Here is a 24125-nt window from a genome sequence, read left to right as displayed (position 1 = left end):
ATGGGCGTCTCGTGCCGCTGCCGAGCGTGATCGCGGCAAAGGTCCGTTGGCCGACGACCAGGACCTGTGCGCCACGCGATGCCATGAAGCGGCTCAGTGCGCGCCCGATGCCGGACCACACTCTTGTCTCATTTCATGACGCTCTCGCTTCCTGGTGTTCGTCGGGTGGCAACACTGTTGCGCGTGGCTTCCCCCACGTTGCGGCTGCCAGGCGCCCCGAACGCGTTCGCGCGCCGTAAGTGCAGTTCTTCGACGCCGCATAACAGGACATGTGGCCAGGCCAGCGGGGTCGGAGCCTTCGTTGGGCGTTCGGGGCGGAGATCAGCAGTGCACCGGTCTCAGTACCCCCGGCCGATCCACTCGTCGAGATGCGGGGCCTCGGCGCCGATGGTGGTCGGCTCTCCGTGGCCGGTGCGGACCACCGTCTCGGGCGGTAGGACGAGCAGGCGGCCGCGGATGGAACGGATGATCGTCGGGAAGTCGGAGTACGACCGCCCGGTGGCCCCCGCTCCGCCGGCGAACAGGGTGTCGCCCGTGAAGACGGTGCCCAGGGCCGGGGCATGCAGGGAGATCGCTCCCGGCGCGTGCCCGGGAGTGTGCAGCACGATCAGTTCGATACCGGCCACGCTGATCCGGCGCATGTCGGAGAGGTACCCGTCCGGGTTCCGGTCCGGGTGGGTGTGTCTCCACAGCAGCCGGTCGTCGAGGTGGATCAGGATCGGTGCACCGGTCGCGTCGGCGAGCGCGGGTGCGGCGTCTATGTGGTCGTCGTGGCCGTGGGTGCACACGATGGCCCTGACCTGCCGATCGCCTACGGCAGCCACGATGGCCTCGGCGTCGTGGGGGGCGTCGATGACGATCACCTCTTCGTCGTCGCCTACGATCCACACGTTGTTGTCGACGTCCCAGGTGCCGTCGTCCAGGCTGAAGGTGCCGGACGTGACCAGGTGCTCGATACGGGCGGCCGTCACAGTTCGACCACGGAGCGGAGCACCTCGCCCTTGTGCATCCGGGCGAAGGCGTCCTCGACCCCGTCCAGGGCGATCGTCTCGCTGACGAACGCGTCGAGGCCCAGACGGCCCTGGAGGTACAGGTCGATCAGCAGGGGGAAGTCGCGCGAGGGCAGGCAGTCGCCGTACCAGGACGACTTGAGCGCGCCGCCGCGGCCGAAGACGTCGAGCAGCGGCAGTTCGAGCTTCAACTCGGGCGTGGGCACACCGACGAGGACGACCGTCCCGGCCAGGTCACGGGCGTAGAAGGCCTGCTTGTACGTCTCCGGGCGGCCGACCGCCTCGATGACGACATCGGCGCCGAAGCCGCCGGTCAGCTCGCGGATCGCATCGACGGGGTCGGTCTCGCGTGAGTTGACCGTGTGCGTGGCGCCCAGGCCGCGGGCGGTCTCCAGCTTGCGGTCGTCGATGTCCACGGCGATGATCTTCGCCGCGCCGGCCAGATGGGACCCGGCGATGGCCGCGTCGCCCACACCGCCGCAGCCGATGACGGCGACCGAGTCGCCGCGGCCGACGTTGCCCGTGTTGATCGCGGCACCTATGCCCGCCATCACGCCACAGCCCAGTAGGCCCGCGGCGGCCGGTGACGCGGCCGGGTCGACCTTCGTGCACTGCCCGGCTGCGACCAGGGTCTTCTCGGCGAAGGCGCCGATGCCCAGGGCCGGGGACAGCTCGGTGCCGTCGGTGAGGGTCATCTTCTGCCGTGCGTTGTGGGTGTTGAAGCAGTACCAGGGCCGGCCGCGCAGACACGCCCGGCACTGGCCGCACACCGCACGCCAGTTGAGGATCACGAAGTCGCCGGGCTCGACGTCGGTGACGCCCTCGCCGACCGACTCCACGACGCCGGCCGCCTCATGGCCGAGCAAGAAGGGGAACTCGTCGTTGATGCCGCCCTCGCGGTAGTGGAGATCGGTGTGACACACCCCGCACGCCTGGATCCGTACCACCGCCTCCCCCGGCCCCGGGTCGGGGATGACGATCGTCTCGATGCTGACCGGCTCGCCCTTCGCCCGCGCGACGACGCCTCGTACCTGCTGGGACATTGCTGGGTTCCTCTCACTTTCCGCGGAGATGACTGCGACGGAGCTGATGTCGACGGCCGGTCAGGGAGTCGGCTGGACGCGCAGGGTAGGGACGCCCACGAGCGCAGGGTGTTGTTGGGTGGCGGTGCGGTGTGCCCGTGAGTTCTATCCGCTCGACGCGGCGGGCCAGGGCGGTCAGCAGTGCCTCGGCCTCCAGACGGGCCACGTGCCGGCCGATGCACTGGTGCAGACCCATGCCGAAGCCGACGTAACCGAGGGGTCACGGGTGAGGTCGAAGCGGTCTGGGTCGTGCCAACCACCGGGCCGCCGGGATGCGCGAGTATGCCGCCGAACACGACTGGCTCACCATCGTCAACTTCCCTCCTACGTACCGGACTTGAATCCGATGGAGGGTGTCTGATCGCTGTTACGGCGTGGACCGCCGGCCAACACCGCCTTCATCGATGATGAACACCTCGAACGCGTCGTTCGCCGGGGCCTGCGCCACATCCAGCTCCGCCCGGACCTCATCGATGGCTGTCTTGGCGGCACCGGACTCACACTCACACGCCGACCGACAACACCCCGTAGAGCTCAGTAGGCGCTACGCAGTTCTTTCGGGTGTCAGGCCGCCCGCTACGCGGGCGGCCTCGAGCACTTGATCGAGAAGTGGTACACAGTGGTCAGGGCTCAGCTGTCGTGCTGATCGCCGGCCACAGTCCAGTGCTTGTGTACGAGTACGCGGCTCTCGGCTTCGTCGGCAACTGCCAGTGCCAGGTCGGGCACGTTGATGCCCGCGGGCCTGCCGCCGTCGTGGAAGATCATGTAGTCGACACCGAGACGGTAGGTGCCACTGCCCTTTCCGGGGCGGTAGAGCCACGGCGGCGACAGGAAGCTCCACGTGAAGTCGGTGCGTCCCACGAACAGATCCAGGGAGATGCGGCACGCCTCCAGAAGTGGCACCTTGTCCCAGGCCTTTACGTACTCCTCGACGACGGGGTCGAGCTCGTACTCTCCGAGTTCGCCTCGCTCACGTCGGGCCGCGGCCTCGTGGAAGAACTCCTGCCCGGTGATGTCCCCGAGCCAGTGGAGGAAGACCGCGGGTGCCGTGCCGAAATACCAGTGTGGGAAACGCTCGTCGTCGAACATCTGCACGTCGGGTTTGACGTACAGGCTGGCCGCCCCGCCGACGTACAGGAGGTAGCCGGCCCCCGCGTTCTTGAACGCCTTGATGACGCGACGGGTCCCTTCCGTGTGACGGTAGAAGACAGCCGGGTCCATCGTGTGGCCCCCGGCAAACGCGGACACCACGACATCCTGTCCTCGGAGCGCCTCGGTCAAGGCCTCGGTGTCCCAGATGTCGAGCGTGCGGCTGGTGAGGCCGGGGCGCGACGCGATCTTTTCGCCGTGGGTGGAGAGCCCGACCACCTCATGGCCGCGTTCGACGAGGGCGTCGGATATGGCTTTGCCGCCCATTCCGGTGTGGCCGAGCACTGCGATTTTCATGCGGCTCCTTCAGAGTCAGTCATCTTGCGGTGGGCAATCAGCAGTTGCGGGTCGCATCTGCTTCGGGATCGACGCAAGGAGGCGTCGCCCGTCTCCTGCGTCATCAGGCAAGGCTGGTGCCGCGGGCAGAACTGGAGTGTGTGGCGGCTCTGCGTTGGTCCTGGGTTCGAGTCTCTGCCGGCCCGGGACGGGGGAGGCTGGCGGCGGTGGCCGCTGTTCTGGTCCACGGAGGACCTGTGGCTCGGCGGTGCGGTGCGCGTGCGGCGCGTGCGTTTCGCTGAGCGCTTTGGCCCGTGGTGTCCGGCCGGGGAGGGGGATGATCTCGGTGGGGTTTTCGAGTCGTTCCCGGCCGGCGCGGAGCCGGCAGGCGCCGGGGTCTTCGACGCCGGGGGTCCGTCAGGCGGACCGGCAGTCGGGTGTCCCGGGCGGGAGGTGTCGGACGTCTGCGAAGTGGGTCTCGAGTCGGGTCCCGGTCCCCGGAGCATGTGGGGTTCGGGGCGCTCGTGGATCATGGGGCTTGTTTCGCCGGGTGCTGCCGAACCGCTCACGTTGTCTCATGGCCGCCGTATCGCTTGGGCAGCAGCAGGTGGAACAGGTCCGCATTCTCCAGAGCCTTGACCACCTCCGGCGCCACTCGACGGGCCTCGGATCCCTGCGCCGCGTGCTCGCGGATCAGCGGAACCAAACTCGTGGCACGGCCCACCAACTCGGCATCCGGGTTGTCGATATCCGACGTTACGGCGCTCATCGACTTTGTCATAATGCCTCTCCCATCACCGCCTCGGGGCTCGATGAATGTCGTCCCCGACATCGCCCAGCGATGCAAACCACGCCAGCATGCGGATTACTCTGGTGACGTGTAAAGACCAGGAACTTCACCAGGAACTTCATGCCGGTGATGCAGTAAACGCATAACCCGTTCCCGACAGGGTCGAGGATCGGATTCGCGGTGGCCCCGCCGAACGTGTTCCCGCCCCGCACGTGCCGGAAGTCGTCCATGATTTGGAGGCGTTCAAGGAGCCGTTCCAGTAGTCGTTGCATCGCGCGACCGGAGGAGGGGCTTCCCGGTCGCGCGGCTACGGCCCCGGTGGAGTTCGCCCCGCCCTTTCCCGTTGCAGACCCCGCAGGGCGGAGCGTGGACAGAGCTGCTGCGCTCATCGACGAACCTCGTCGACGCTCAGCCGACTGGTGCCGCAGTGTCCAGGGCACGGTGAACTGCGCACCGCAGCAGCAGCCCCTAGCGGCGAACGCGGGGCGTGGAGGGCAGCGGTCATCGACCGCTCACCGTCGGTGACGTGCCGGCCGAAGCCCGCACCTGGCGCTGACACAGCCTTCCGGACCGGTGCACCTCACACCCCCGTCGGCGATGCCCCTGGGACACCGGGTCGGAAGCCACAGGTGGACCGCTCCTGCCGGCGCGGGCGCCGGAAACCGAGGCACCGCGGTTTCGCTGGTGGCACGCCCGTGGGCCGACGGCAGCGGTCTGACAGGAGTGCCGCCGAAACTCGTGGCCCCGCGCCGCGTGGCACGTCCGGCCCTGTCGACATGACAGCGGGCGCCCGGCGCGATACGCGCCGAACCGATCCGCCCACCGCCCCGTGGGGCGGAGCCGGCAGGAAGCCGTGCCTGCTGGTCGACCAGCGCGACGACGCACTCCCGGCAGGCTGTCGTGGTGTCCGCCTTCCCTCGCGGTGCCGACGGCGGCGCTGCCGGCCTGGCCCGCAGGTGCTCCTGGCCCTCACCGAGGTGGCAGGCGGGCTGGACACGGAGATCACCAGCGGTAATCGGTGGTTCGCACCCCGGGACCGGACCGGAGTACGTAGGTCCTCGAACTACGTAGTGGATACGTGTTCATCCGAATGTGGAAGTCGACGGGAAGGCGGAGCGTGGAGCGCATCTACAAGCACTCATGCGGAAATGATGTGACCACGATGATCGGCTGGGACTCCGAAAGCCGTGGAGAGGGACTGCCGTGGGCAGTCCGACGGGCCGCCGAGACCGCGTTCGCGGTCATGCAGGGGCGCAGTGTCATGTCTGGTGCCGCCACGTCTGGTTATGGAGGGTAACCATGCAACTGCGCGAACTCGAATGGTTCACCACCCTGGCCGAGGCGGAGCACATGACGGAAGCCTCATTGCGTTTGAACATCAGCCAGCCGACGCTGTCACGAGCGTTGGCCCGGCTTGAGCGCAAGCTGGGCGTGAAACTCTTCGACCGCCACCGGAACGGGCTGCGGCTCAACAAGTACGGGGAGATCTTTCGGGCCCACGCTCTACGGGCCATGAACGAGATCGACAGAGGCGAGGAGCGGATCGCCGCACTGGTCGATCCGGAGCGAGGCTCGGTGTCGCTCGGATTCATACACTCATTCGGTGGTTGGCTGATACCTGACCTCCTGAGCCGCTACCGCAAGCGTGCGCCCAGTACGTCCTTCGAGCTGCGCGGCGGCGCCTGTGAGACCGTCGTCGACGACGTACGCCAAGGGAACATCGACATCGGCTTCGTCGCTCCCGAGCCGGCCGCGGACGATCTGGACTGGATTCCGCTCGGGCGTGAGCAACTGTGCCTCGATGTTCCTCCGGGGCATGCGTTCGAGGGCCGCGACCATGTGGCGCTCGCCGACCTGGCGCACGAGCCGATGGTCGCACTCGGGGCCGGGTTCGGCCTGCGCCAAGTAACGGACCGCCTGTGCAGAGAGACAGGGTTCAGTCCCCGTGTCGCGATCGAGGTGACAGAGCTCTCCACCCTCCGCGCTCTGGTGGCGGCGGGAATGGGCGTGGCTGTCGTGCCCGCATCAAGGCCAGGGCACAGCCCGGGATCCCCGCTCCCCAGCATTCCGTTCAGTGACCCCGCCTTCCGGTACTACGGGGCGGTCACCCGGCGGGGCGGCCCGAGCGGGCAGGCCGCGCGACGCTTCCTGAGGTTCGTCGCAAAGGGCTCGCAGCATGCGCCGCAGGCGGGGCTGCCGTCGGGCGAGCGAGCTCTGGGGGGAGTGCTTGCAGCAAGCGGGTAACCCCTGATCCGTGCAAATCAGCTTGGGATCCACCGTTCGGAGCGAGACTCCGGGGTGGTTCGCCTCCTGATCCGGTCGGGCCGGACGCCGCCGAAGCGAGTGATCGGCGGCGCGCCGGCGTCCTGCGCGACCGGTGGGGTGCAGGGCGGCGGTCACCGGTAGGCGCAGACGGGTTTGCCCGCGTGGCGTGTCGGCGGAGAATGGCCTCCATGAGCAGGCACGCAGTCCCCTCTCGACCGTCGGCGTCCCCTCCAACCGATCTGTTCGGGCGCGAGCGTGAGCTCGCCACTGCCCGTGACCTGTTCTCTTCCAGCCGTCTCGTGACGCTCACCGGTCCCGGTGGTGTGGGCAAGACCTCGTTGGCTGCCGCGATGGCGACCAACCTCGAACGGGCGTTCCGAGACGGGGTGTGGTTCGTCGAGCTGGGCGCCCAGCGGAGCCCGGACACCATCGCGGAAACGGTGGCGACGAACCTCGGGCTAAGTGCCGCACCGACCATGGACGCCGAGGAACAACTCCGCCGTCATACGGCCGGCCGCTCGATGCTCCTGGTCCTGGACAACTGCGAGCACGTACTCCCCGGATGCCAACGACTCGTCTCCGCATTGCTCACCGCCTCCGGCGAGCTGCGTGTGCTGACCACCAGCAGAGAGCCGCTGGGGATCAGGGGTGAGCGGGTGATCGTGGTCCGTCCTCTTCCGGTACCTCCGAAGGACCGGGACATCACCGTGGACGAGCTGCGTGACTATCCGGCCGTGGCCATGCTCGAAGCGCGAGCCAAGGCCGTCAACGACCAGTTCGAGATCACCGAGCACGAGATGTCGTCGGTCGCGGAACTGGTCGCCCGCCTGGACGGGATGCCGCTGGCCATCGAGCTGGCCGCGGCGAGACTGAGGTCCCTGCCGGTCAACGAGCTCCTGGACCGCGTCAACGATCGATTCGCGCTCCTGAATCGTGGCGACCCGACCGCGACACCACACCACCACTCGCTCGACGCGCTGGTGCGGTGGAGCTACGACCTCTGCTCCCCGGAGGAGCAGCTGCTCTGGGCGAGGCTGGCCGCGTTCAGCGGCAGCCCCGATCTCGCGGGGATCCAAGCCGTGTGCGGGTTTCCGCCCCTGGAGGGCACCGAACTCCTCGACGCGCTCGACGGCCTGGTGTCCAAATCGGTCCTCCTCCCTGAGCTCACCCGGGGAGAAATGCGCTACCGGCTCCTTGAGACGCTGAGGGAGTTCGCCCTGGAGCGCGCCCGCGGGAGCGAGGACTACGTCCACGCTCGAAACGCGCATGTGGAGCACTACCGGGCATGGGCGACGCAGACGGCGAAGAACTTCTTCGGCCTCGGCCAGGCCGATTCCCTGCAGCGGTTGGAGTCCGATTTCACGAACCTCGAACTGGCATTCAACGGGCTCCTCCGGGACCCCGACCGCTCCCGTGACGCGCTGGAGCTCGCGTCAAGCCTTCGCTTCTACTGGATCACCGGCCATCTCCGCGAAGGCCGACAGTGGCTGGAAAGGGCACTGGCGACGGACCCGACCGATTCCGTCGAACTCGGCAACGCACTCTGGGCCGCGGCGTCCGTTGCATCGCTCCTCGGTGAACTGCCCAGTGCCGAGGGCTTCCTGAAGAAGGCCGACGAGATCGCGCGCAAGACCGGGGACCCGAGACTGGCCGCGCACGTTGCCACGTGGACCGGCCAGTACGCCATGACGTCGGGGGATATCCAGGCTGCCCGGGAAGCCTTCGACGTGGCCCGCGCAGGGCATACGGCTCTGTCGGACGCGGAGGGGCTGATGATGACGCTGTTCCTGCTCGGGTTCCTCAGGAGCGCGCTGGGAGACCACCAGGGGACGTCGGAGGCCTGTCTGGAAGCCGTCGTACGGAGTGAGAGCCTGGGCGAGACGTGGGGCCGCTCCTACGCTTTGTGGGTGCTGGCCTTCGACGCATGGACACGTCAGGACCTGGCCGTCGCCGGTGAGTTGGCCGAGCAGAGCCTCGAACTCAAACTCGGCTTCCGGGACGACCTCGGCACGGCACTCGTCGTCAACCTGATGGCCGCCATAGCCCTCGACAACGGCGACCCCAAGAAGGCGGCTCAACTGCTGGGAGTCGCCTCCGCGCTGTGGACCTCGCTCGAGACCGAGGCTCTCGGGCCTCTGCTGGGCGCGCGCTACGAGGCGATCACACGCGCCGCCCAGGACCGGCTCGGGGAGAGCACGTTCCAACGTCTGCACGAGAGCGGGCGGCGTCTGGAACCCGGCCGGCGTAGGAGCCTCGCACTCGGTGGTGCTGCCGCCACTTGCAGTGATCAGGAGGGCGCGGTGCCGGCGTCCGATCTACTTACTCCGAGGGAGAGGGAGGTCGCGTCGCTCCTCGCGGAGGGCCTCAGCAATCGTTCCATCGCCACCAAGCTCGTGCTCTCCCCGAGAACAGTCGAGGTCCATGTCCAACACATCCTGACCAAGCTCGGATTCCGCTCGCGAACCGAGGCGGGCGTATGGGCGGCCCAGGCGCTCGAGGGCAAGAAGTGAAGCCGCCGGCGTGAGTTCGTTCAGGACAGCGTCGGCCGTCTGGATTGTCACCGATGACCATCGGTCCTGGACCGTCACTGGATTCGTACGATCAGACGGCGAGGGCGCCCTCAAGTGTCGGGCTGGTCCAGCATCAGCGGTAGGTCGAGTCGGGTGCGAAGTTCGGCGGTGGTGATGCCGTACGTCTCCCGCACCCTGGCGCCGGAGGGGCCGAGTTCGAAGACGGCGAGGTCGGTGTAGACCCGGCTGACGCAGCCGACACCGGTGAGCGGGTAGGTGCACGCGGGCACCAGCTTCGGCGCGCCGGACGTCGTGAAGGGCGTCATCCGCCGCCCGAAGGGCGTCCGCACGGCCGAGTAGACGAACGCGCTCATGACGCGTCGGCGGGGGCGAGGGCGATGTCGAACCTGACCCGCGTCCAGTAGCCGTCCATCGGACGGCCGTCAGGGGTCGGGGTGCCCGCGGGCTGCCGCACGAAGTCCTTGACCAGCGACTCCTTCACCCCGAAGACACTGTCCGATCCGAGCAGCTCGTCACCGCGTACGAAGATGTGCGTCACCAGCCGGCGAGTGCCCGGCGCGGTCACCATGAAGTGCAGGTGCGAGGCGCGCATGGGCGACCGGCCGACGGCGGCGAGCATCCGGCCGACGGGCCCGTCGTGCGGGATCGGGTACGGCGTGGGCGTGACCGCCCAGAAGCGGTAGCCGCCGTCCTCGTCGGTGAACAGATGGGCACGCCCGGCCACGCGGTCGTCGTCGTACTGCACGTCGTAGAAGCCGTCGTCGGCCTCCCACACTTCGACGCGCGCGTGAGGCAAGGGATTGCCCTCGGAATCGGTGACGGTTCCCTCGACCCAGCACGGCTGCCCCTTGGCACCGAACGCGATGTCGCCGCCGTTGTCGATGCGCGGCGAGTCCTAGACGAAGAAGGGTCCGAAGACGATGGCCTCCGTGGCGTCGCCGTACGCCTCGTTGTTGATGGCGATGGTCTGCATCGAGGCGCCCAGCACGTTGGAGAGCAGGATGAACTCCTGGCGTGTGTCGGTGGTGATGTGGCCCGCGGCGTTGAGGAACTCGATGGCCGCCGACCACTCCGCTTCGGTGAGCCGGACCTCGCGCACGAAGGCGTGCAGATGCCCGACGAGCGAGCGCATGATCTGGTCGAGCCGGGGGTTCTCGCAGTTGTCGAAGGAGCTCAGCACGCGCTGGACGAGGGCGTCCTCGCGGGCGCGCTGCTCGACGGGGAGCTCATGGGTGAACGTCATCGGCTCTCGCTTCCTTGCGTGGGCGAGGTGTGTCGAAGACGCGGGTCGCGTGGTTCGTCCTGGCTGGTGCTGATCGCGGCTCCGACGAGTTCCATGGCCGTGTCCCACGTCACCGTGTCCGTCAGCAGCGTGCGCAACTCGACGAACAGGGAGCGGTGCTCGAACGCGAGTACACCCACCAGTTGGTCCTCGCGGCCGTAAAGGACGATCGAGCCGTCGGCGGTCCGTCGGGTGAGAGTCCTCTCGTCCCCGCTGAGGAAACCGGCGAACTGTATCCGCACACCGTGTTGATCGGAGCAGAGGTAGGGAACGGTGGCGCAGCTCTCGGTGCTCCCACCGCCGACGGATCTCGCCGCGTTCAGCCCGGCAATGCGGCCCTGTTCGGCGGCGTTCGTCCAGTGCTCCCCACGCATGTGGGTGCCGTAGCGCGGATTGGACCAACGGGCGACGTCGCCGGCCGCGAAGACGCCTTCGTGCGCCCTCAACTCCGCGTCGCAGACGATGCCGTTGCGGAGGGTGAGCCCGGACGACGTCAGCCATCCGGTCGAGGGCCGGCCCCCGTCACCGACGACGATCACGTCGGCCGGCACCAGCGCTCCGCTGCTCAGCCGCAGGAACCGGTTACGCCCGGCCTCCAGGACGTCGACGACCCCGTCGCCGAAGTACTGTGCCACCCCCGCCTCCTCGTGCAGGGCGGTGTACGACTCCGCCACGAACGCACCGAACCGGCCCAGCGGCTGAGGAGAGACATCGATCAGTGAGACGGCGCGGCCGCTCCGTGCGAGAGCCGACGTCACCTCACCACCGGCGAAGCCCGCTCCGACGACGGCGACGGATGCCGAGGTGTCGGCCAGCGCGGCACGAAGCGACAGAAGGTCCTCCCGCCGCCCGAGTGTGACGACTTTCGGCCGACCGGCCAGGAGCGCCGGAACAGCGGGCTCGCTGCCGCAGGCGAGAACGAGCGCCCCGTACGAGACGGTGCCCTTCCCCAGGTGAAGTTCCCGGCGATCGACGTCGAGGCCGACCGCTCGGGTGCCCAGGCGCAGGTCCACGCCTTCGTCCCGAAGCCTCCCGAACGAGCGCAGGGTCGTCGCGTCGAGGTCCGTCGGCCGGGTGAGAGCCGTCCACGGCGATGGCGGCCGGTCGTACCGCGGCCGCACCTCTTCGCCGATCACCATGACCGAGAGCTCTCGTGCGACCTTCGCTACGGTTTGAGCCGCGTGCAGCCCGGCCACCGAGGCGCCGATGATGACGACGTCCCGGGACAGCGCCCCGCGCACCTCAGCCATGCGTCCCACGCTCCCGCAGCGTGGGGAGGAGTCCGGTCCGGGTGGACGCCTCCCCGGGCTGCCCCGTCGCGATCGCTGTCCTGGAGGCGGCGCCCGGTCGGAACGGGCCTACGACGACATCGTCGAGGTGGTCGTCATCGGCGGTGCGGGAGTTGGGCACGGGTCTCCTCCGGTGCGTGATCCGGGTGCGTCCATCGTGCGGTGCCGACCGCATGGTGTGAACCGCCGGGATCTTCCGCCGCTTCATGCGTCAGGTGCATAGGAGATGGCGCGGAGAGGTGTGGCGGCGTCGGCGAAGGCGCTGATGGCGGAGGTCCGGCGCTTCGTGGCGGATGGTCAGGCGAAGCGGAGGTTCCGTACCGGGCACAGGTCTTCTCAGCGATCACAGAGCGTCGCGGCCCGTGCCCGTTTCCCGGTCGAGGGGGGCCACCTGCGTTCCTGCCGGCGTGACTCGGCCCTGGTCGGCGCAGCCTGTTCGAGGCGGCATGAACGGCTCAGCCGGTCGGCTCGCCGACCCCGTCCGCCGCGAAGAGCGCGGCAAACCGCTCGGCGATGGGGGTCACGATCCCGTCCTGCCTCCGCACGAGGCCCAGTGGCAGTTCGGGCCAGCCGCCGGCGACGGGGACCCGGTCCACTCCGGGGTGGTGCGCGGCCATCTCGTCGCTCATCACCGATACGCCCAGACCAGCGGCGACCAACGTGGCAGCGGTCTGCACCGTGGGGACGGGGATGATCTTCGTGGGACTTCCGCCCGCGGCGGTGAAGAGGTCGTCGATGAGCCTGGAGAGGCTTCTCGCACCTGGCAGCCTTCCGGGCAGGATCCACGTCCTGTCCCTCAAGGACGCGAGGGGAAGAGGCTCTGAGACGCTGAGATTCCAGCTCTGCGGCACGATCAGGGTCAAGGGCAGCGTGGCAACGATCTCCACCGTGAAAGCGACGTCGTTGACGGGCGGCAACGGCTCCTGGGGCAGAACGGGAACCACGGCGAGGTCCAGGTAGCCATTGGCAAGGTTCTCGAGCTGAACCTGTGGCGTCGCGTCCATCAGTTCGAGGGACACCCGGGGATGCTCGGCCAGGAACGATGCGACCCGTGTGCTCACGACCTGCCACAGCCCCATGGGCTCGGCTCCGACGCGCAGCTCCCCCTCGAGCCCTTGGCCTATCGCCCGCAAGGTCGCCGACAGCCGCTGCTCCTCGGCGATGAGGCGCTGGCCGGCGACCTGCAGATAGCGGCCGGCCGGTGTCAGGGTGACGCCGCGAGGCATCCGGTTCAGCAGGGTGACGCCGAGCTCCGACTCCAGCTTCGCCATGGACATGCTGAGCGGCGGCTGGGAGAGATGCAGGATCTTCGCCGCCTCCGTAATGGACCCGGCGTCCGCCACGGCGAGGAAGTACCTGATGCTGCGGAGATCCATGCATCCAGTGTATAGGAGCGCCAAATCAACAACATTGGACCAATGGCTCACTCTCCAGCATCGTGACCTGAGGCTCGCGGTCCGCGTCGACCGACGGTTTCCGAGGCTGGAGGACTGGTGGGAGAAGAACAACAGGTGATCGTGGTGGGAGCGGGGCCCACCGGGCTCCTCAACGCACTCGGGCTGGCTCAGCAGGGCGTCGTCGTCACCGTGATCGAGCGGGCGCCGGGCCTGCAGGACTCCCCGCGGGCGATCGTCTACCACTGGGCGACACTCGATGGCCTGGCTCGGCTGGACCTCCTCGACGACGCGAGCCGGGCAGGGTTCCTGAAACAGGACTACGCCTACCGAGTGCACAAGACCGGCGAGATCATCGAGTACGGGCTCAAGGCGCTTGACGGCAAGGTGCGGCATCCCTACAACCTGCACCTCGGACAGGGCGCGCTGGCCCAGGTGATCCTGCGGCGGCTGGAGACGTTCGAGAACGTCCGCGTCCTCTGGGACCACGAGGTCACCGCGGTCGCCCAGGACTCCGAAGGGGTCGTGGTCACGGTCCGCGCGGCAGGCGGCGACAAGGTTCTGCGTGCCGAGTGGCTCGTCGGTGCGGATGGTGCCGGGTCCAAGATACGTGGTGAAACCAGGCTCGGTTTCGACGGCATGACATGGCCCGAACGGTTCGTCGCGACGAACGTGCGCTTCCCCGACAACCGCCCGGGCTGGGCGCAGTCGACGTTCTACGTCGACGACGTCTACGGTGCGATCATCGCCAAGATCGACGAGTCGGGCGAACACGGGCTCTGGCGCTACACCTACATGGAGGACGACGCGCTGCCCGCGGAGTCCGCGGCCGAGCGTCTTCCGGGATTCCTCGCCAACGTGTTCGGGGAGGACGCCGGGAAAGGCACGGAACTCGTCGCGATCTCGCCCTACCGGATGCATCAGCGCAGTGCGTCCTCCTACCGCGCGGGGCGGGTGCTGCTCGCCGGCGACGCGGCGCACGCCACCAATCCGGCCGGCGGGCTCGGACTGACGATGGGTCTGTTCGACTCGTACGTCCTGAACGAGGCCCTCGGCGCGGTGGTTCAGGGACGTGCCGACGAGACCGTTCTCGACGTCTACGCGGAGGCCCGCCGCCGCGCCTTTCTGGAAAAGGCGAGTCCGCGGGCTGCCGCGAACAAGCGATTGCTCTTCCACTCCTCCGATCCGGTCAAGCTCGACCAGGACCTCGAGGTCTTCCGGCGCATGTCCCGCGACCGCGAGTTCGCCGCGGAGCGCCTGTACTTCACGAAGACGTTGGAGACCCCGTCCCTGCTCGCCGTCTGAACCCGGTGTGGCGATGAACGAAGGATTCGGCATGAACCCCCTCGACGGACTCGTCGTTGTCTCCCTCGACCAGGCCGTCGCCGCGCCGTTCGCGACGCGTCAACTGGCTGATCTCGGAGCTCGCGTGATCAAGATCGAGCGCCCCGGTGTCGGCGACTTCGCCCGCGGCTACGACGAAACGGTCCGCGGGCTCGCGAGCCACTTCGTCTGGCTGAACAGATCGAAGGAGTCGGTGGCGCTCGACCTGACAAGTGACCACGGCAGGTCGGCCGTCGCGGCTCTGGTGAGCCGGGCCGACGTCTTCGTCCAGAACCTCGCACCGGGTGCGGCCGAGCGGCTCGGCCTCGGCGCCGAAGCGCTCCGGGCGGTGAACCCCCGCCTCATCCACGTCTCGATCTCCGGCTACGGCGGCGACGGACCCTATGCCGGCAAGAAGGCATACGACCTGCTCGTTCAGTGCGAGGCCGGCCTGGTCTCCATCACCGGGACCCCGGACGAGCCTTCGAAGGTCGGCATATCCATAGCGGACATCGACGCCTACAGCGGCATCCTCTCCGCACTGATCCAGCGAGGCCGGACCGGTGAGGGGGTCGAGATCGAGATCTCGATGCTGGAGGCTCTCGCAGAATGGATGGGCTATCCGCTCAACTACGCCATGTACGGCGGGACACCGCCGGCGCGGACGGGTGCGCGACATGCGGCGATCGCTCCGTACGGGCCGTTCCACTGCGGTGACGGCCGACAGGTCTTCCTCGGTCTCCAGAACGAGCGCGAGTGGGTCACGTTCTGCGAGCGGATTCTCGGCGAGCCGACGCTCGCCTTCGACCCGAGATTCATACGGAACTCGTCGCGAGTGGAGCACAGCGCGCAATTGCAGGTCGAGATCGAGCGGGCGTTCCGCGAAAGCACGGCCGAGGAAGTCGCGGAACGGCTTGAGGCAGCGGGCATCGCGAACGCCCTTCTGAGGGACATGGCCGGTTTGGAGGATCATCCGCAGCTGGAGGCCCGAGGCCGATGGCTGGACTACGAATCGCCGGCCGGGACACTGCGCGCGCTCATTCCGCCGGCAACCTTCGTGGGCGCCAAGCCGGTCATGGGCCGGGTTCCGGAAGTCGGCGAGCATACCGATGCCGTGCTTGCCGAGTTCGGAGCAGTGCCGTTGGCAGAGCCACCGACAGCCACGGTCAGGTGGGGGCGACGAGCATGACGCACCCGCATCGGGAGAACACCGTACAGACGGCGAAGTCGCTTCTCTTCGTACCCGGCGATCGCCCGGAGCGCTTCGACAAGGCGGTCGACTCCGGCGCCGATCTGGTCGTGATCGACCTTGAGGACGCGGTCGCGGAAAACCGGAAGGACACCGCGCGCGCGTCAGCCGTCGAGTGGCTGTCGCGTGGTGGTCGCGCCTGCGTCCGGATCAACGACCCGTCGAGCCCGCTGTGCGGCGCGGATCTGGACGCCCTGGCCGACGCCCCCGGGTTGATGGCAGTGATGCTTCCGAAGGCCGACTCGCCGGAGTCGTTGACGGTTGCCGTCAAGCGCGCCGGCGTGCCGGTGATCGCCTTGATCGAGTCGGCGACCGGCATGGTTCGAGTCCATGACATCGCCTCCACTCCCGGAGTCGCCCGCCTGGCCTTCGGGCACCTCGACTACGCACTCGACCTGGGCGCCGACACCGGCTGGAGCGCGATGCTCCATGCCCGCTCGTCACTGGTGCTCGCATCGAGGGCGGCTGGACTGCCAGGCCCCGTCGACGGTGTCACGACGGCGTGGGACGACGCCCAGGTACTTCGCCGGGACCTGAGACGGGCCAAGGAGATCGGCTTCACGGCAAAACTCCTCATACATCCCAGGCAGGTGCCCTTCACCCACGCCGCGTTCCGGCCCGACGAGGAGGCGGTCCGCTGGGCCCGCCGCGTTGTCGAATCCGTCACCGGGAGCAATGCCCCCCCGTGTGGACGGAGAAATGGTCGACGCGCCGGTGGTCGCCCGGGCGAGGGCGATTCTGTGGAACGCGGGCTGACGCTTTGGCCGGCGTACCAACAGGCGAGCTGCTCTTTCTGCCGCGCGGTCTTCGCGCACCCTCATGCTTCAGATGAATCGCTGGGCCAACATTTCCGGCCTCGCCAATTCTGACTCAAAGTAACACCCTTTGTTTACGGGTGATATCCGCCATATGACAGGCAGGAGAAAACATGTCCCTCACCGCCGAGTGGCACAGTGACCTCGACCGGAAGCGCTTCTTCATCGACGGCGCATGGGTCGACCCGAGCAGCGACCGCCTGCAGGACCAGATCGAGGCGGCCACGGGAGAGCGCATCGGCGTCGCCGCGCTCGGCACGGAAGCGGACATCGACGTCGCGGTCCGCGCGGCCCGACGTGCGCTGGACGAGGGCCCCTGGGGTCGTACCACCGCGGCCGAACGTGCCGTGGTGCTGCGCGGGTTCGCGGACGCGCTCGAAAAGCGCGCCGGGGACACCGCCACCCTGGTCAGCCGTGAGAACGGCATGCCGATCGGGCTCTCGCAGATGCTGAACGGCGGGGCGCCTGCCGTCCTCCTGCGGATCTACGCCGACGTCATCGAGAACCTCCCGCTGGAAGAGGTGCGCCCCAGCCAGGCCGGGTCGACGATCGTCCGCCGCGAACCGGTCGGCGTGGTCGGCGCGATCACTCCGTGGAACTTCCCGCAGGCGCTCGCCATGTTCAAGATCGCGCCCGCGCTCGCCGCCGGCTGCACGGTGGTGCTGAAGCCCTCGCCGGAGACCGCGCTCGACTCGTACGTCTTCGCCGATGCCGCACAGGAGGCCGGGCTGCCCGACGGCGTGCTGAACATCGTGCTCGGTGACCGCGACGCTGGCGCCGCGCTCGTGTCGCACCCCCTGGTCGACAAGATCGCCTTCACCGGGTCCACCGCGGCCGGCCGCGCCATCGGCCAGGAGTGCGGCCGGCTGGTTCGCCGCGTCACCCTCGAACTGGGCGGGAAGTCGGCCGCGATCTTCCTCGACGACGGGAACGTCGAGACACTGCTCGCGGGACTGGACAACGCGTCCTTCCTCAACAACAGCCAGACCTGTACGACACAGTCGCGCATCCTCATCGCCCGCTCCCGCTACGACGAGGTCGTCGACGCCGTCGCGGGCTTCGCGAACGCCTACCGGCTCGGTGACCCCCTCGACCCGACGGTGACGATGGGCCCGATGGCCACCCGCGGCCACCTGGAGCGCGTCCTCGGCCACATCGAGACAGCCAAGAACTCGAACGCCCGGCTCATCACCGGCGGGGGCCGTCCGGACCACCTGGACCGGGGATGGTTCGTCCAGCCCACCGTCTTCGCGGATGTCGACAACGCCGACCCGCTCGCCAGCGAGGAGGTGTTCGGCCCCGTCCTGGCGCTCATCCCGTTCGACGACGACGATGACGCGGTCCGCATCGCCAACGACAGCAACTACGGTCTCGGCGGCTCCGTCTGGAGCGCCGACGAGGACCGGGCGCTCGCCGTGGCACGTCGGGTCCGTACCGGCACGATCGGGCTCAACTACTACACCCTCGACCTCGGCGCGCCGTTCGGCGGATACAAGGACTCGGGCATCGGCCGTGAACTCGGGCCGGAGGGGATCAACGCATACCTCGAGTACAAGTCGGTCTACGCCTCGACGAAGTACCTCCCGGCGTGATCCGAACGCGAGGAATCACGAGGAACAACGAGAAAGGACAAGGGACATGACGAGCCCTGTCGAGGTCGTCACCGCCTACTTCGACGGCGTCACCGCGGCCGATCCGGAGGCCGTGGCCGACCTGTTCGCGCCGGACGCGGTACTCCAGAACGCCGCGGGCACACTGACCGGTGCCCACGCGATCAGGCGGATGTACGAGAACGGCCTCACGCCCGGTGCGATGAAGCCGACCCCCAAGCGGTTCGTCGTGGACGACGAGCACGTCGCCGTGGAGATCGACCTGATCGCCAACGGGAATGCCGTGGCACTCGCTGACTTCTTCACGATCCGCAACGGGAAGATCGAGCGTCTCGCCATCTACAGCCTCACCCCCACCGACGGACGCCTTTTCGACAAGGTCGGCGTCGACCCCGACGCGAAGTGACGCGGCGATCCGTCGCGTCACTTCGCGCCGCCCCCCACCAGTTCACAAGGAGAACCATGAAGGTCGCAGTCTTCGGCCCGGATCGTCGGGTCGGTGTGGTGCACGAGGACACCGTCGTCGACATCAACGCCGCGTACGCGAAGTACCTGGCCGAAACGACGGATACCGCCCGGCCCCTCGCCGAGGCAGCCGTGGCCGTCCCCGCTCGGCTCAACGCGTTCATCGAGGAGGGGGCGCGGGCCCTCGACGGAGCCCGAGCAGCGCTGGCGTACTTGACGGACAACGCGCAGGACGACCGTGGGGTGGCGGGGGAGCAGCTCCGGTTCGGACTCGACGAGGTCAGGCTGCACGCCCCGGTCGAAGGTCAGTCCCGGATCCTCTGCGCGCTCGCCAACTTCGCCGACCACATGCTCAGCGCGGCTGAGAACTCTCACGGCGAGGACAACGAGGCCACCATCAACCGTCTTCTCGCCGGCGGGCCGAAGTTCTTCATCAAGGACCACCGCGCCGTGTCCGCAAGTGGCGATCCGCTGCGCTATCCGGCACGTACCGAGCGGTTGGACTACGAGGCGGAGATCGCCGTCGTCATCGGCAAGGCCGGTCGCGACATCAAGAGCGATGATTTCGCTTCGCACGTGTGGGGCTTCACGTTGTTCAACGACTGGTCGATCCGGGACAACGTGTCCTTCGGTCCCGATTTCGCGTACGCGAAGAACTTCGACTCCTCCGCGACGGTCGGCCCCTGGATCATCGTGAACGAGGGAACCGATCTGCAGGACATCCCCATCGAATGCCGGGTCAACGGCGAAGTGCGCCAGAGCGGCAACACGAGGTCCATGGTGCACAGCTTCGCCGCGCTCGGCGAGCACCTCTCCAGGGACACGACCCTGCTGCCCGGCGATCTGATCGCCAGCGGCACGCCCAAGGGCACCGCTGTCGACTCGACCCGACAGGAGGCGGACGGTTCCCACGCGGACACGTTGTTCCTCAAGCCCGGCGACATCGTGGAAGTCTCCTCCGCCCTGATCGGCACCATCCGCAACGAAGTCGTCAAGCCGACCGACTGAGGAAAGAACACATGACCAAGAAGCAGTTCCCGGTCGGCGGTGTCCTCTACGACCGTCCCTTCAAGATCCGGCGCCTCAACCACTTCGGCATCAGCGTCGACAACACCGGCGAGTCCGCCGCGTTCTACCGGGACGTGCTCGGGTTCTCGGTGGCAGACGTGGTGGATGTTCAGAAGACCGACCCGGGCCCCTGGCTCGACGGCGTCCCCGACACGCGCCTGTTCTTCCTCCGGCACAACAGCGACCACCACACCTTCGTGATCATGCCGCGCCCGTGGATCGAGCACAGGGAGCCGTCGGCCCGTGCCGACATCACGGTCAACCAGATCACCTGGCAGGTGGGCACACTCCGAGAGGTCGTCGAGGCGCGGATCTGGCTCGCCGAGCTCGGGCAGAAGATCGAGCGCTACGGCCGAGACCCCGGGTCGAACTGGCACACCTACTTCCCGGACCCGACCGGCCACATCAACGAGCTGGAGTACGGCATCGAGCAGGTCGGCTGGGACGGCCTGAGCAAGCCGGAGGCGCTGTGGCCGTGGCTCAACGAACACCCTGAACTGCCGTACAAGGCGGAGTCGACCGAGCTCGCCGAAGCCCGCGCCAAGGGCATCGATCTGACGTCGGGTCACCAGTGGCTGGACGAGCTGCCGAAGACGTACGACGTCGGAGGCGTGCTGCTGGCCCGGCCGTTCAGGCCGGTGCGGATCGGACCGGTGAGCATCTTCGTCGAGAACCTCGACGAAGCGGAGCGTTTCTACACCGAGCGTCTCGGCATGGAGAAGAGCGAGGAGGCCGAGATCGCCGGCCATCGCGTCCTCTTCCTGCGAGTGAACACCGAGCACCACAGCGTGACGCTGCTCCCCCTGGAACTGCGCGGTGTGCTCGGTGTCCGGGAGGACAGCACCATGCTCGCCTTCGGCGTGCAGGTCGGTTCCTACGAGCAGCTCCGCGCGGCGAAGGAGTTCCTGGAGGAGAAGGGCGTCAAGCTCGTCGACCTGCCGCAGGAGATCCACCCGGGGATCGACTACGTGGTCCACGCGGTCGCCCCCGACGGTCTGTTGATCCAGTTGTACTACTACATGGAGCAGGTCGGCTGGGACGGTCGCGTGCGGCCGAAGGAGGAGCGCCGGAAGGTCCAGGCCGGTGTGTGGCCCGAGTCGCTGACGCCACTCTCCGACACCTATCACGGTGAGACCTTCTGGGGACCGCTCGGCTGACGTCCCGTCCCATCTATGAGGAAGCGAAGAAGCACCATGAGCCGAATAGTCATCAGCGGAGCCTCGGGAGACCTCGGGCGCCGCGTCACGAAGTTGCTGCTCGACCAGGACCCGAGCTCGGAACTGACCCTGGTGACCCGCACACCGGAGAAGCTCGCCGACCGCGCGTCCGCAGCCATCTCCGTCCTGAAGGGCGACTACACGCAGCCGGAGTCGCTGGACGCGGCGTACCGCGGGGCCGGGACGCTCTTCCTGATCAGCGGGCTCAACCTCGGCCGGCGGGTGGCAGAGCACCGCAACGCCATCGCCGCCGCTCAGCGAGCGGGCATCCGCCACATCGTCTACACCTCGGTCGGCGGTGGTGAGCACCCGACGAACCCCGCCATGTCGGCCAAGGACCACTACCGGAGCGAGCACGACCTGCGGGCCTCCGGGATCCCGTTCACGTTCCTGCGCAATCACCTCTACGCCGAGATCGTCAGCAACATCTGGATCGCCCCCGCCGCGGCGAGCGGCCGGCTGGAGATGGCGACGGGGCAGGGCTCCCTGTCCCCGGTGGCCAAGGCTGACGTGGCCCGGAGCGCTGCCGCGGTGCTGCGCGACCCCGAGCGGCACGCGGGTGCCGTCTACGAGATCTCCGGCCCCGAACTGCTGAGCATGCACGACATCGTCCGCATCGGCTCCGAGGTGCACGGGGTGCCGATCACCTACGCACCGGTGACCGAGGAGGAGCGGCTGGCCTACTTCGACTCCGTCGGCCTGCCCCGCACCTACGACCCCGACATGCCCCCCAGCCCCGAAGGCCACATGTGGGCCAGCGACGAGCTGGTCTCGGCCGATCTCGCGGTCGCCGAGGGCTATCAGGCGCTCCAGTCCCAGAACGTGAAGCTGATCACAGGTCGTGAGGCCGAGCCGCTGCGAACGGTGATGGAGCGCGTCAAGTCCCTGCGCTACGACCAGATCGACGAGGCGGCGTGACAACCGATCCGTCCGCCGTGCCTCCAGTGCCGCGCGGACTTGGTGTTCCGAAGAGTTTTGAGTGTCAGAGAAGGAGCTTTGTTCATGAACGCTAACGAAAGCGCTGCCGCACCCGTTGGTCCGGGCGGGACCGGGCCGGTGACCATCCAGGACGTTCCTGTGTACCCGGAGATCCTGACCTACGGGAACATCCTGGGCAGTCTGCACATCTGGGAGGGCGACGGCTGGAAGCAGGAGTCGATGGCCTGGAAGACGGGTGTCTACCTGGCGTCGAACCTGAGCGGGCTGCCCGAGATGACGTTCAGCGGTCCGCACGCGCAGGAGCTCCTGTCGCGGGTGAGCATCAACAACGTCCACAAGTGGCCGGTGGGCAGCTCGAAGCATCTGGTGATGCTCGACGAGCGCGGGTACATCGCCAACCACGGTCTGGCGGTGCGTGACAGCGAGGACTCCTTCCGCCATCTCGCCGCGATGCCGTGGCCGATCTTCAAGGCCCCGGCGCTGGGCCTGGACGTGGAGATCACGCTGCGGGACATCTTCCTGTTCCAGGTCGCGGGTCCGAGCTCGCTGCAGGTCCTGGAGCGGCTCCTCGGTGAGCCGCTGCGCGATCTGAAGTTCCTGGGCATCCAGAAGGTCAAGGTTCCGGGGATCGACCCGGCGGCGGACATCGAGCTGTCCCGGATCGGTATGTCCAACACTCTGGCCTACGAGCTGCGCGGGCCCCTGGAGTACGGACCCGCCGTGTTCGACCTGGTGTTCCAGGCCGGCAAGGAGTACGACATCAAGCGGCTCGGATGGCGCACCTACGTGGTCAACCACACCGAGGGAGGGTTCCCGCAGCAGGGAAACACCTTCCTGCCGGCCGCGTTCACCGACCCCGAGTTCGTCAACCACCCGGTGTTCGGGGCCAACCTTCCGCCGTCGCACGTGAGCAGTCCGCTGACGGGCAGTGCCGAACCGGGCGACGTGCGCGCCCGGCTGCGGACTCCGTTCGAGGTGAACTGGGGCTGGATGGCGAAGTTCGACCACGACTTCATCGGCCGCGAGGCACTGGAGGCCGAGGCCGCGAACCCGCGCCGCAAGACGGTCGTGCTGCGCTGGAACAAGGAGGACGTGCTCGACGTGTTCGCCTCGCAGTTCGAGCCGGGCGAGGAGTACAGGAACTTCGAGTTCCCCCTCACGCCGGCGGCCCCGGCCGCGGGTCACGCCGATCTGGTCACCAAGGACGGCAAGCAGGTCGGGATCTCCTCCGTGGTGGCCTACTCCTACTACTACCGGGAGATGATCTCGCACTGCACGATCGACGTGGACCTGGCCGAGATCGGCACCGAGGTGGTCATTCACTGGGGAGACCACGGTTCACGGATCAAGCCGATCCGCGCCACGGTCGAGCGGTTCCCGTACCTGGACCTGGCCAGCAACAAGGACATCGACCTGAACTCCATCCCCTCCGGAGTAGCACCCCAGTAGGCGCGGCTCAGTAAAGGAACCACTTTCATGAATCTGCCTGCTCAAGACGCCGCTGACCGTGGACGACTGATCGTCCAGGGCGCCGACGGACCCGGGATCGTGGCTTCGGTTTCGTCTGTGCTGGCGCGGGTCGGCGCGAACATCATTTCGCTCGATCAGCACTCGACCGATCCGGCCGGCGGCCGCTTCTTCCAGCGCACCATGTTCCACCTCGACGGTCTGCCAGGTCGGCTGACCGAGCTGGAGGAGGAGCTGGACAAAGACCTGTCCGCGCTGGGGCTGAGCTACCGACTGGTGGAGGCGCGCAAACCCAAGCGTGTCGCGATCATGGTGTCGAAGACGGACCACTGCCTGCTCGACCTGCTGTGGCGGCAACGCCACGGCGAGATCCCCATGAACATATCCATGGTGATCTCCAACCACCCGGACCTGGGCGACGATGTGCGCGGCTTCGGCATCCCGTTCTTCCACGTGCCTGTCGCCAAGGACGGAAAGGCGGTCGCGGAACAGGAGCATCTGAAACTGCTCAAGGGCAACATCGACCTGCTGGTGCTGGCCCGGTACATGCAGATCATCTCGGGGGAGTTCATCGAGGAGCTGGATGTGCCGATCATCAACATCCACCACTCCTTCCTGCCGGCCTTCATCGGCGCCGGGCCTTACCAGAAGGCCAAGGACCGCGGCGTGAAGCTGATCGGAGCGACCGCTCACTACGTGACCGAGGACCTCGACGAGGGCCCGATCATCGAGCAGGACGTCGTGCGCGTCTCCCATGTGCAGACGACGGCGCAGCTCCAGCGGCGAGGCGCCGATGTCGAGCGTCAGGTGCTGTCCCGGGCCGTGGCCTGGCACTGCGAGGACCGGGTGATCCGGGACGGCAACCAGACGGTGGTGTTCTGACCGGGCCGTGCGCGGTCTCAGG

20 protein-coding genes and 3 pseudogenes are annotated in these 24125 nt (G+C 67.9%); 13 read left to right on the top strand and 10 right to left on the bottom strand.

Features of this window, described 5'->3' with window-relative positions; translation table 11 throughout:
- Window positions 1–338 precede the first annotated feature (338 nt).
- From ABT009_RS22345 to ABT009_RS22335, 3 genes are read right to left on the bottom strand one after another with little or no spacing between them, the layout of a single operon-like run.
- Window positions 339–971 carry an MBL fold metallo-hydrolase gene (locus ABT009_RS22345; protein WP_351297526.1) on the bottom strand — a complete coding sequence of 211 codons (633 nt, stop codon included), beginning with the start codon at window positions 969–971 and terminating at the stop codon, window positions 339–341.
- Window positions 968–2053 (bottom strand): S-(hydroxymethyl)mycothiol dehydrogenase, encoded by a 1086-nt coding sequence (locus tag ABT009_RS22340; protein WP_351297523.1) that lies wholly within the window; start codon window positions 2051–2053, stop codon window positions 968–970. Before ABT009_RS22340 ends, ABT009_RS22345 begins: the two co-directional genes overlap by 4 nt.
- A 13-nt stretch (window positions 2054–2066) precedes the next feature.
- The gene (locus ABT009_RS22335) at window positions 2067–2288 is read right to left on the bottom strand and encodes a hypothetical protein (RefSeq protein WP_351297520.1); all 222 of its coding nucleotides are present in this window, start codon (window positions 2286–2288) and stop codon (window positions 2067–2069) included.
- 61 nt (window positions 2289–2349) lie between these two features.
- On the opposite strand from ABT009_RS22335, the pseudogene ABT009_RS22330 reads away from it, so the two are divergent.
- Window positions 2350–2633, top strand: a pseudogene (locus ABT009_RS22330) (IS630 family transposase); the annotation flags it as partial.
- Between the two features lie 89 nt (window positions 2634–2722).
- Here ABT009_RS22330 and ABT009_RS22325 read toward each other — a convergent pair.
- Both ABT009_RS22325 and ABT009_RS22320 read right to left on the bottom strand, forming a co-directional pair.
- On the bottom strand, window positions 2723–3538 hold the full coding sequence (locus tag ABT009_RS22325) for an NAD(P)-dependent oxidoreductase (RefSeq protein WP_351297517.1): 816 nt from the start codon (window positions 3536–3538) through the stop codon (window positions 2723–2725).
- Between the two features lie 544 nt (window positions 3539–4082).
- Window positions 4083–4286: a hypothetical protein gene (locus tag ABT009_RS22320; protein WP_351297514.1), complete on the bottom strand. Its 204-nt coding sequence runs from the start codon at window positions 4284–4286 to the stop codon at window positions 4083–4085.
- Between the two features lie 1320 nt (window positions 4287–5606).
- On the opposite strand from ABT009_RS22320, the gene ABT009_RS22315 reads away from it, so the two are divergent.
- Both ABT009_RS22315 and ABT009_RS22310 read left to right on the top strand, forming a co-directional pair.
- A complete protein-coding gene (locus ABT009_RS22315) occupies window positions 5607–6551 on the top strand; it encodes a LysR family transcriptional regulator (protein ID WP_351297511.1) in 945 nt (314 codons plus the stop codon).
- 209 nt (window positions 6552–6760) lie between these two features.
- A complete protein-coding gene (locus tag ABT009_RS22310) occupies window positions 6761–9082 on the top strand; it encodes an ATP-binding protein (protein ID WP_351297508.1) in 2322 nt (773 codons plus the stop codon).
- Window positions 9083–9192: 110 nt separating this feature from the next.
- Here ABT009_RS22310 and ABT009_RS22305 read toward each other — a convergent pair.
- The 5 genes and pseudogenes from ABT009_RS22305 to ABT009_RS22285 form a co-directional block, all read right to left on the bottom strand.
- Window positions 9193–9408: pseudogene (locus ABT009_RS22305) on the bottom strand (3-oxoadipate CoA-transferase); the annotation flags it as partial.
- 44 nt (window positions 9409–9452) lie between these two features.
- A pseudogene (locus ABT009_RS22300) lies at window positions 9453–10346 on the bottom strand (hydroxyquinol 1,2-dioxygenase).
- Window positions 10343–11635, bottom strand: coding sequence for an NAD(P)/FAD-dependent oxidoreductase (locus tag ABT009_RS22295; protein WP_351297505.1), 1293 nt, complete (start codon window positions 11633–11635; stop codon window positions 10343–10345). Before ABT009_RS22295 ends, ABT009_RS22300 begins: the two are co-directional and overlap by 4 nt.
- The gene (locus tag ABT009_RS22290) at window positions 11628–11795 is read right to left on the bottom strand and encodes a hypothetical protein (protein WP_351297502.1); all 168 of its coding nucleotides are present in this window, start codon (window positions 11793–11795) and stop codon (window positions 11628–11630) included. Before ABT009_RS22290 ends, ABT009_RS22295 begins: the two co-directional genes overlap by 8 nt.
- A gap of 334 nt (window positions 11796–12129) precedes the next feature.
- Window positions 12130–13050 (bottom strand): LysR family transcriptional regulator, encoded by a 921-nt coding sequence (locus ABT009_RS22285; RefSeq protein WP_351297499.1) that lies wholly within the window; start codon window positions 13048–13050, stop codon window positions 12130–12132.
- A 117-nt stretch (window positions 13051–13167) separates the two neighbouring features.
- On the opposite strand from ABT009_RS22285, the gene ABT009_RS22280 reads away from it, so the two are divergent.
- The 10 genes from ABT009_RS22280 to purU all read left to right on the top strand — a co-directional run bounded on the left by ABT009_RS22280 (window position 13168) and on the right by purU (window position 24103).
- A complete protein-coding gene (locus tag ABT009_RS22280; RefSeq protein ID WP_351297496.1) occupies window positions 13168–14373 on the top strand; it encodes an FAD-dependent oxidoreductase in 1206 nt (401 codons plus the stop codon).
- Window positions 14374–14404: 31 nt separating this feature from the next.
- Window positions 14405–15580 (top strand): CaiB/BaiF CoA transferase family protein, encoded by a 1176-nt coding sequence (locus tag ABT009_RS22275; RefSeq protein WP_351297493.1) that lies wholly within the window; start codon window positions 14405–14407, stop codon window positions 15578–15580.
- Window positions 15577–16509, top strand: a complete 933-nt coding sequence (locus tag ABT009_RS22270) for an HpcH/HpaI aldolase/citrate lyase family protein (protein WP_351297490.1) — start codon at window positions 15577–15579, stop codon at window positions 16507–16509. The genes ABT009_RS22275 and ABT009_RS22270 overlap by 4 nt, the downstream gene beginning before the upstream one ends.
- A gap of 59 nt (window positions 16510–16568) precedes the next feature.
- Window positions 16569–18047, top strand: coding sequence for an aldehyde dehydrogenase (locus ABT009_RS22265; RefSeq protein WP_351297487.1), 1479 nt, complete (start codon window positions 16569–16571; stop codon window positions 18045–18047).
- A gap of 46 nt (window positions 18048–18093) precedes the next feature.
- A complete protein-coding gene (locus tag ABT009_RS22260) occupies window positions 18094–18471 on the top strand; it encodes a nuclear transport factor 2 family protein (RefSeq protein ID WP_351297484.1) in 378 nt (125 codons plus the stop codon).
- A 56-nt stretch (window positions 18472–18527) separates the two neighbouring features.
- A complete protein-coding gene (locus ABT009_RS22255) occupies window positions 18528–19538 on the top strand; it encodes a fumarylacetoacetate hydrolase family protein (RefSeq protein ID WP_351297481.1) in 1011 nt (336 codons plus the stop codon).
- Between the two features lie 11 nt (window positions 19539–19549).
- A complete protein-coding gene (locus ABT009_RS22250) occupies window positions 19550–20755 on the top strand; it encodes a VOC family protein (protein WP_351297478.1) in 1206 nt (401 codons plus the stop codon).
- 36 nt (window positions 20756–20791) lie between these two features.
- The gene (locus tag ABT009_RS22245; protein ID WP_351297475.1) at window positions 20792–21733 is read left to right on the top strand and encodes an SDR family oxidoreductase; all 942 of its coding nucleotides are present in this window, start codon (window positions 20792–20794) and stop codon (window positions 21731–21733) included.
- An 84-nt stretch (window positions 21734–21817) separates the two neighbouring features.
- On the top strand, window positions 21818–23203 hold the full coding sequence (locus ABT009_RS22240; RefSeq protein ID WP_351297474.1) for an aminomethyl transferase family protein: 1386 nt from the start codon (window positions 21818–21820) through the stop codon (window positions 23201–23203).
- A gap of 27 nt (window positions 23204–23230) precedes the next feature.
- Window positions 23231–24103, top strand: a complete 873-nt coding sequence (gene purU, locus ABT009_RS22235) for a formyltetrahydrofolate deformylase (protein WP_351297471.1) — start codon at window positions 23231–23233, stop codon at window positions 24101–24103.
- Window positions 24104–24125: the final 22 nt, after the last annotated feature.

The organism is Streptomyces sp. NPDC002896 (assembly GCF_040295225.1).
Classification (GTDB): Bacteria; Actinomycetota; Actinomycetes; order Streptomycetales; family Streptomycetaceae; genus Streptomyces.
Note: the sequence above shows the minus strand (reverse complement) of the source record. Positions and strands in the feature narration are given on the sequence as shown.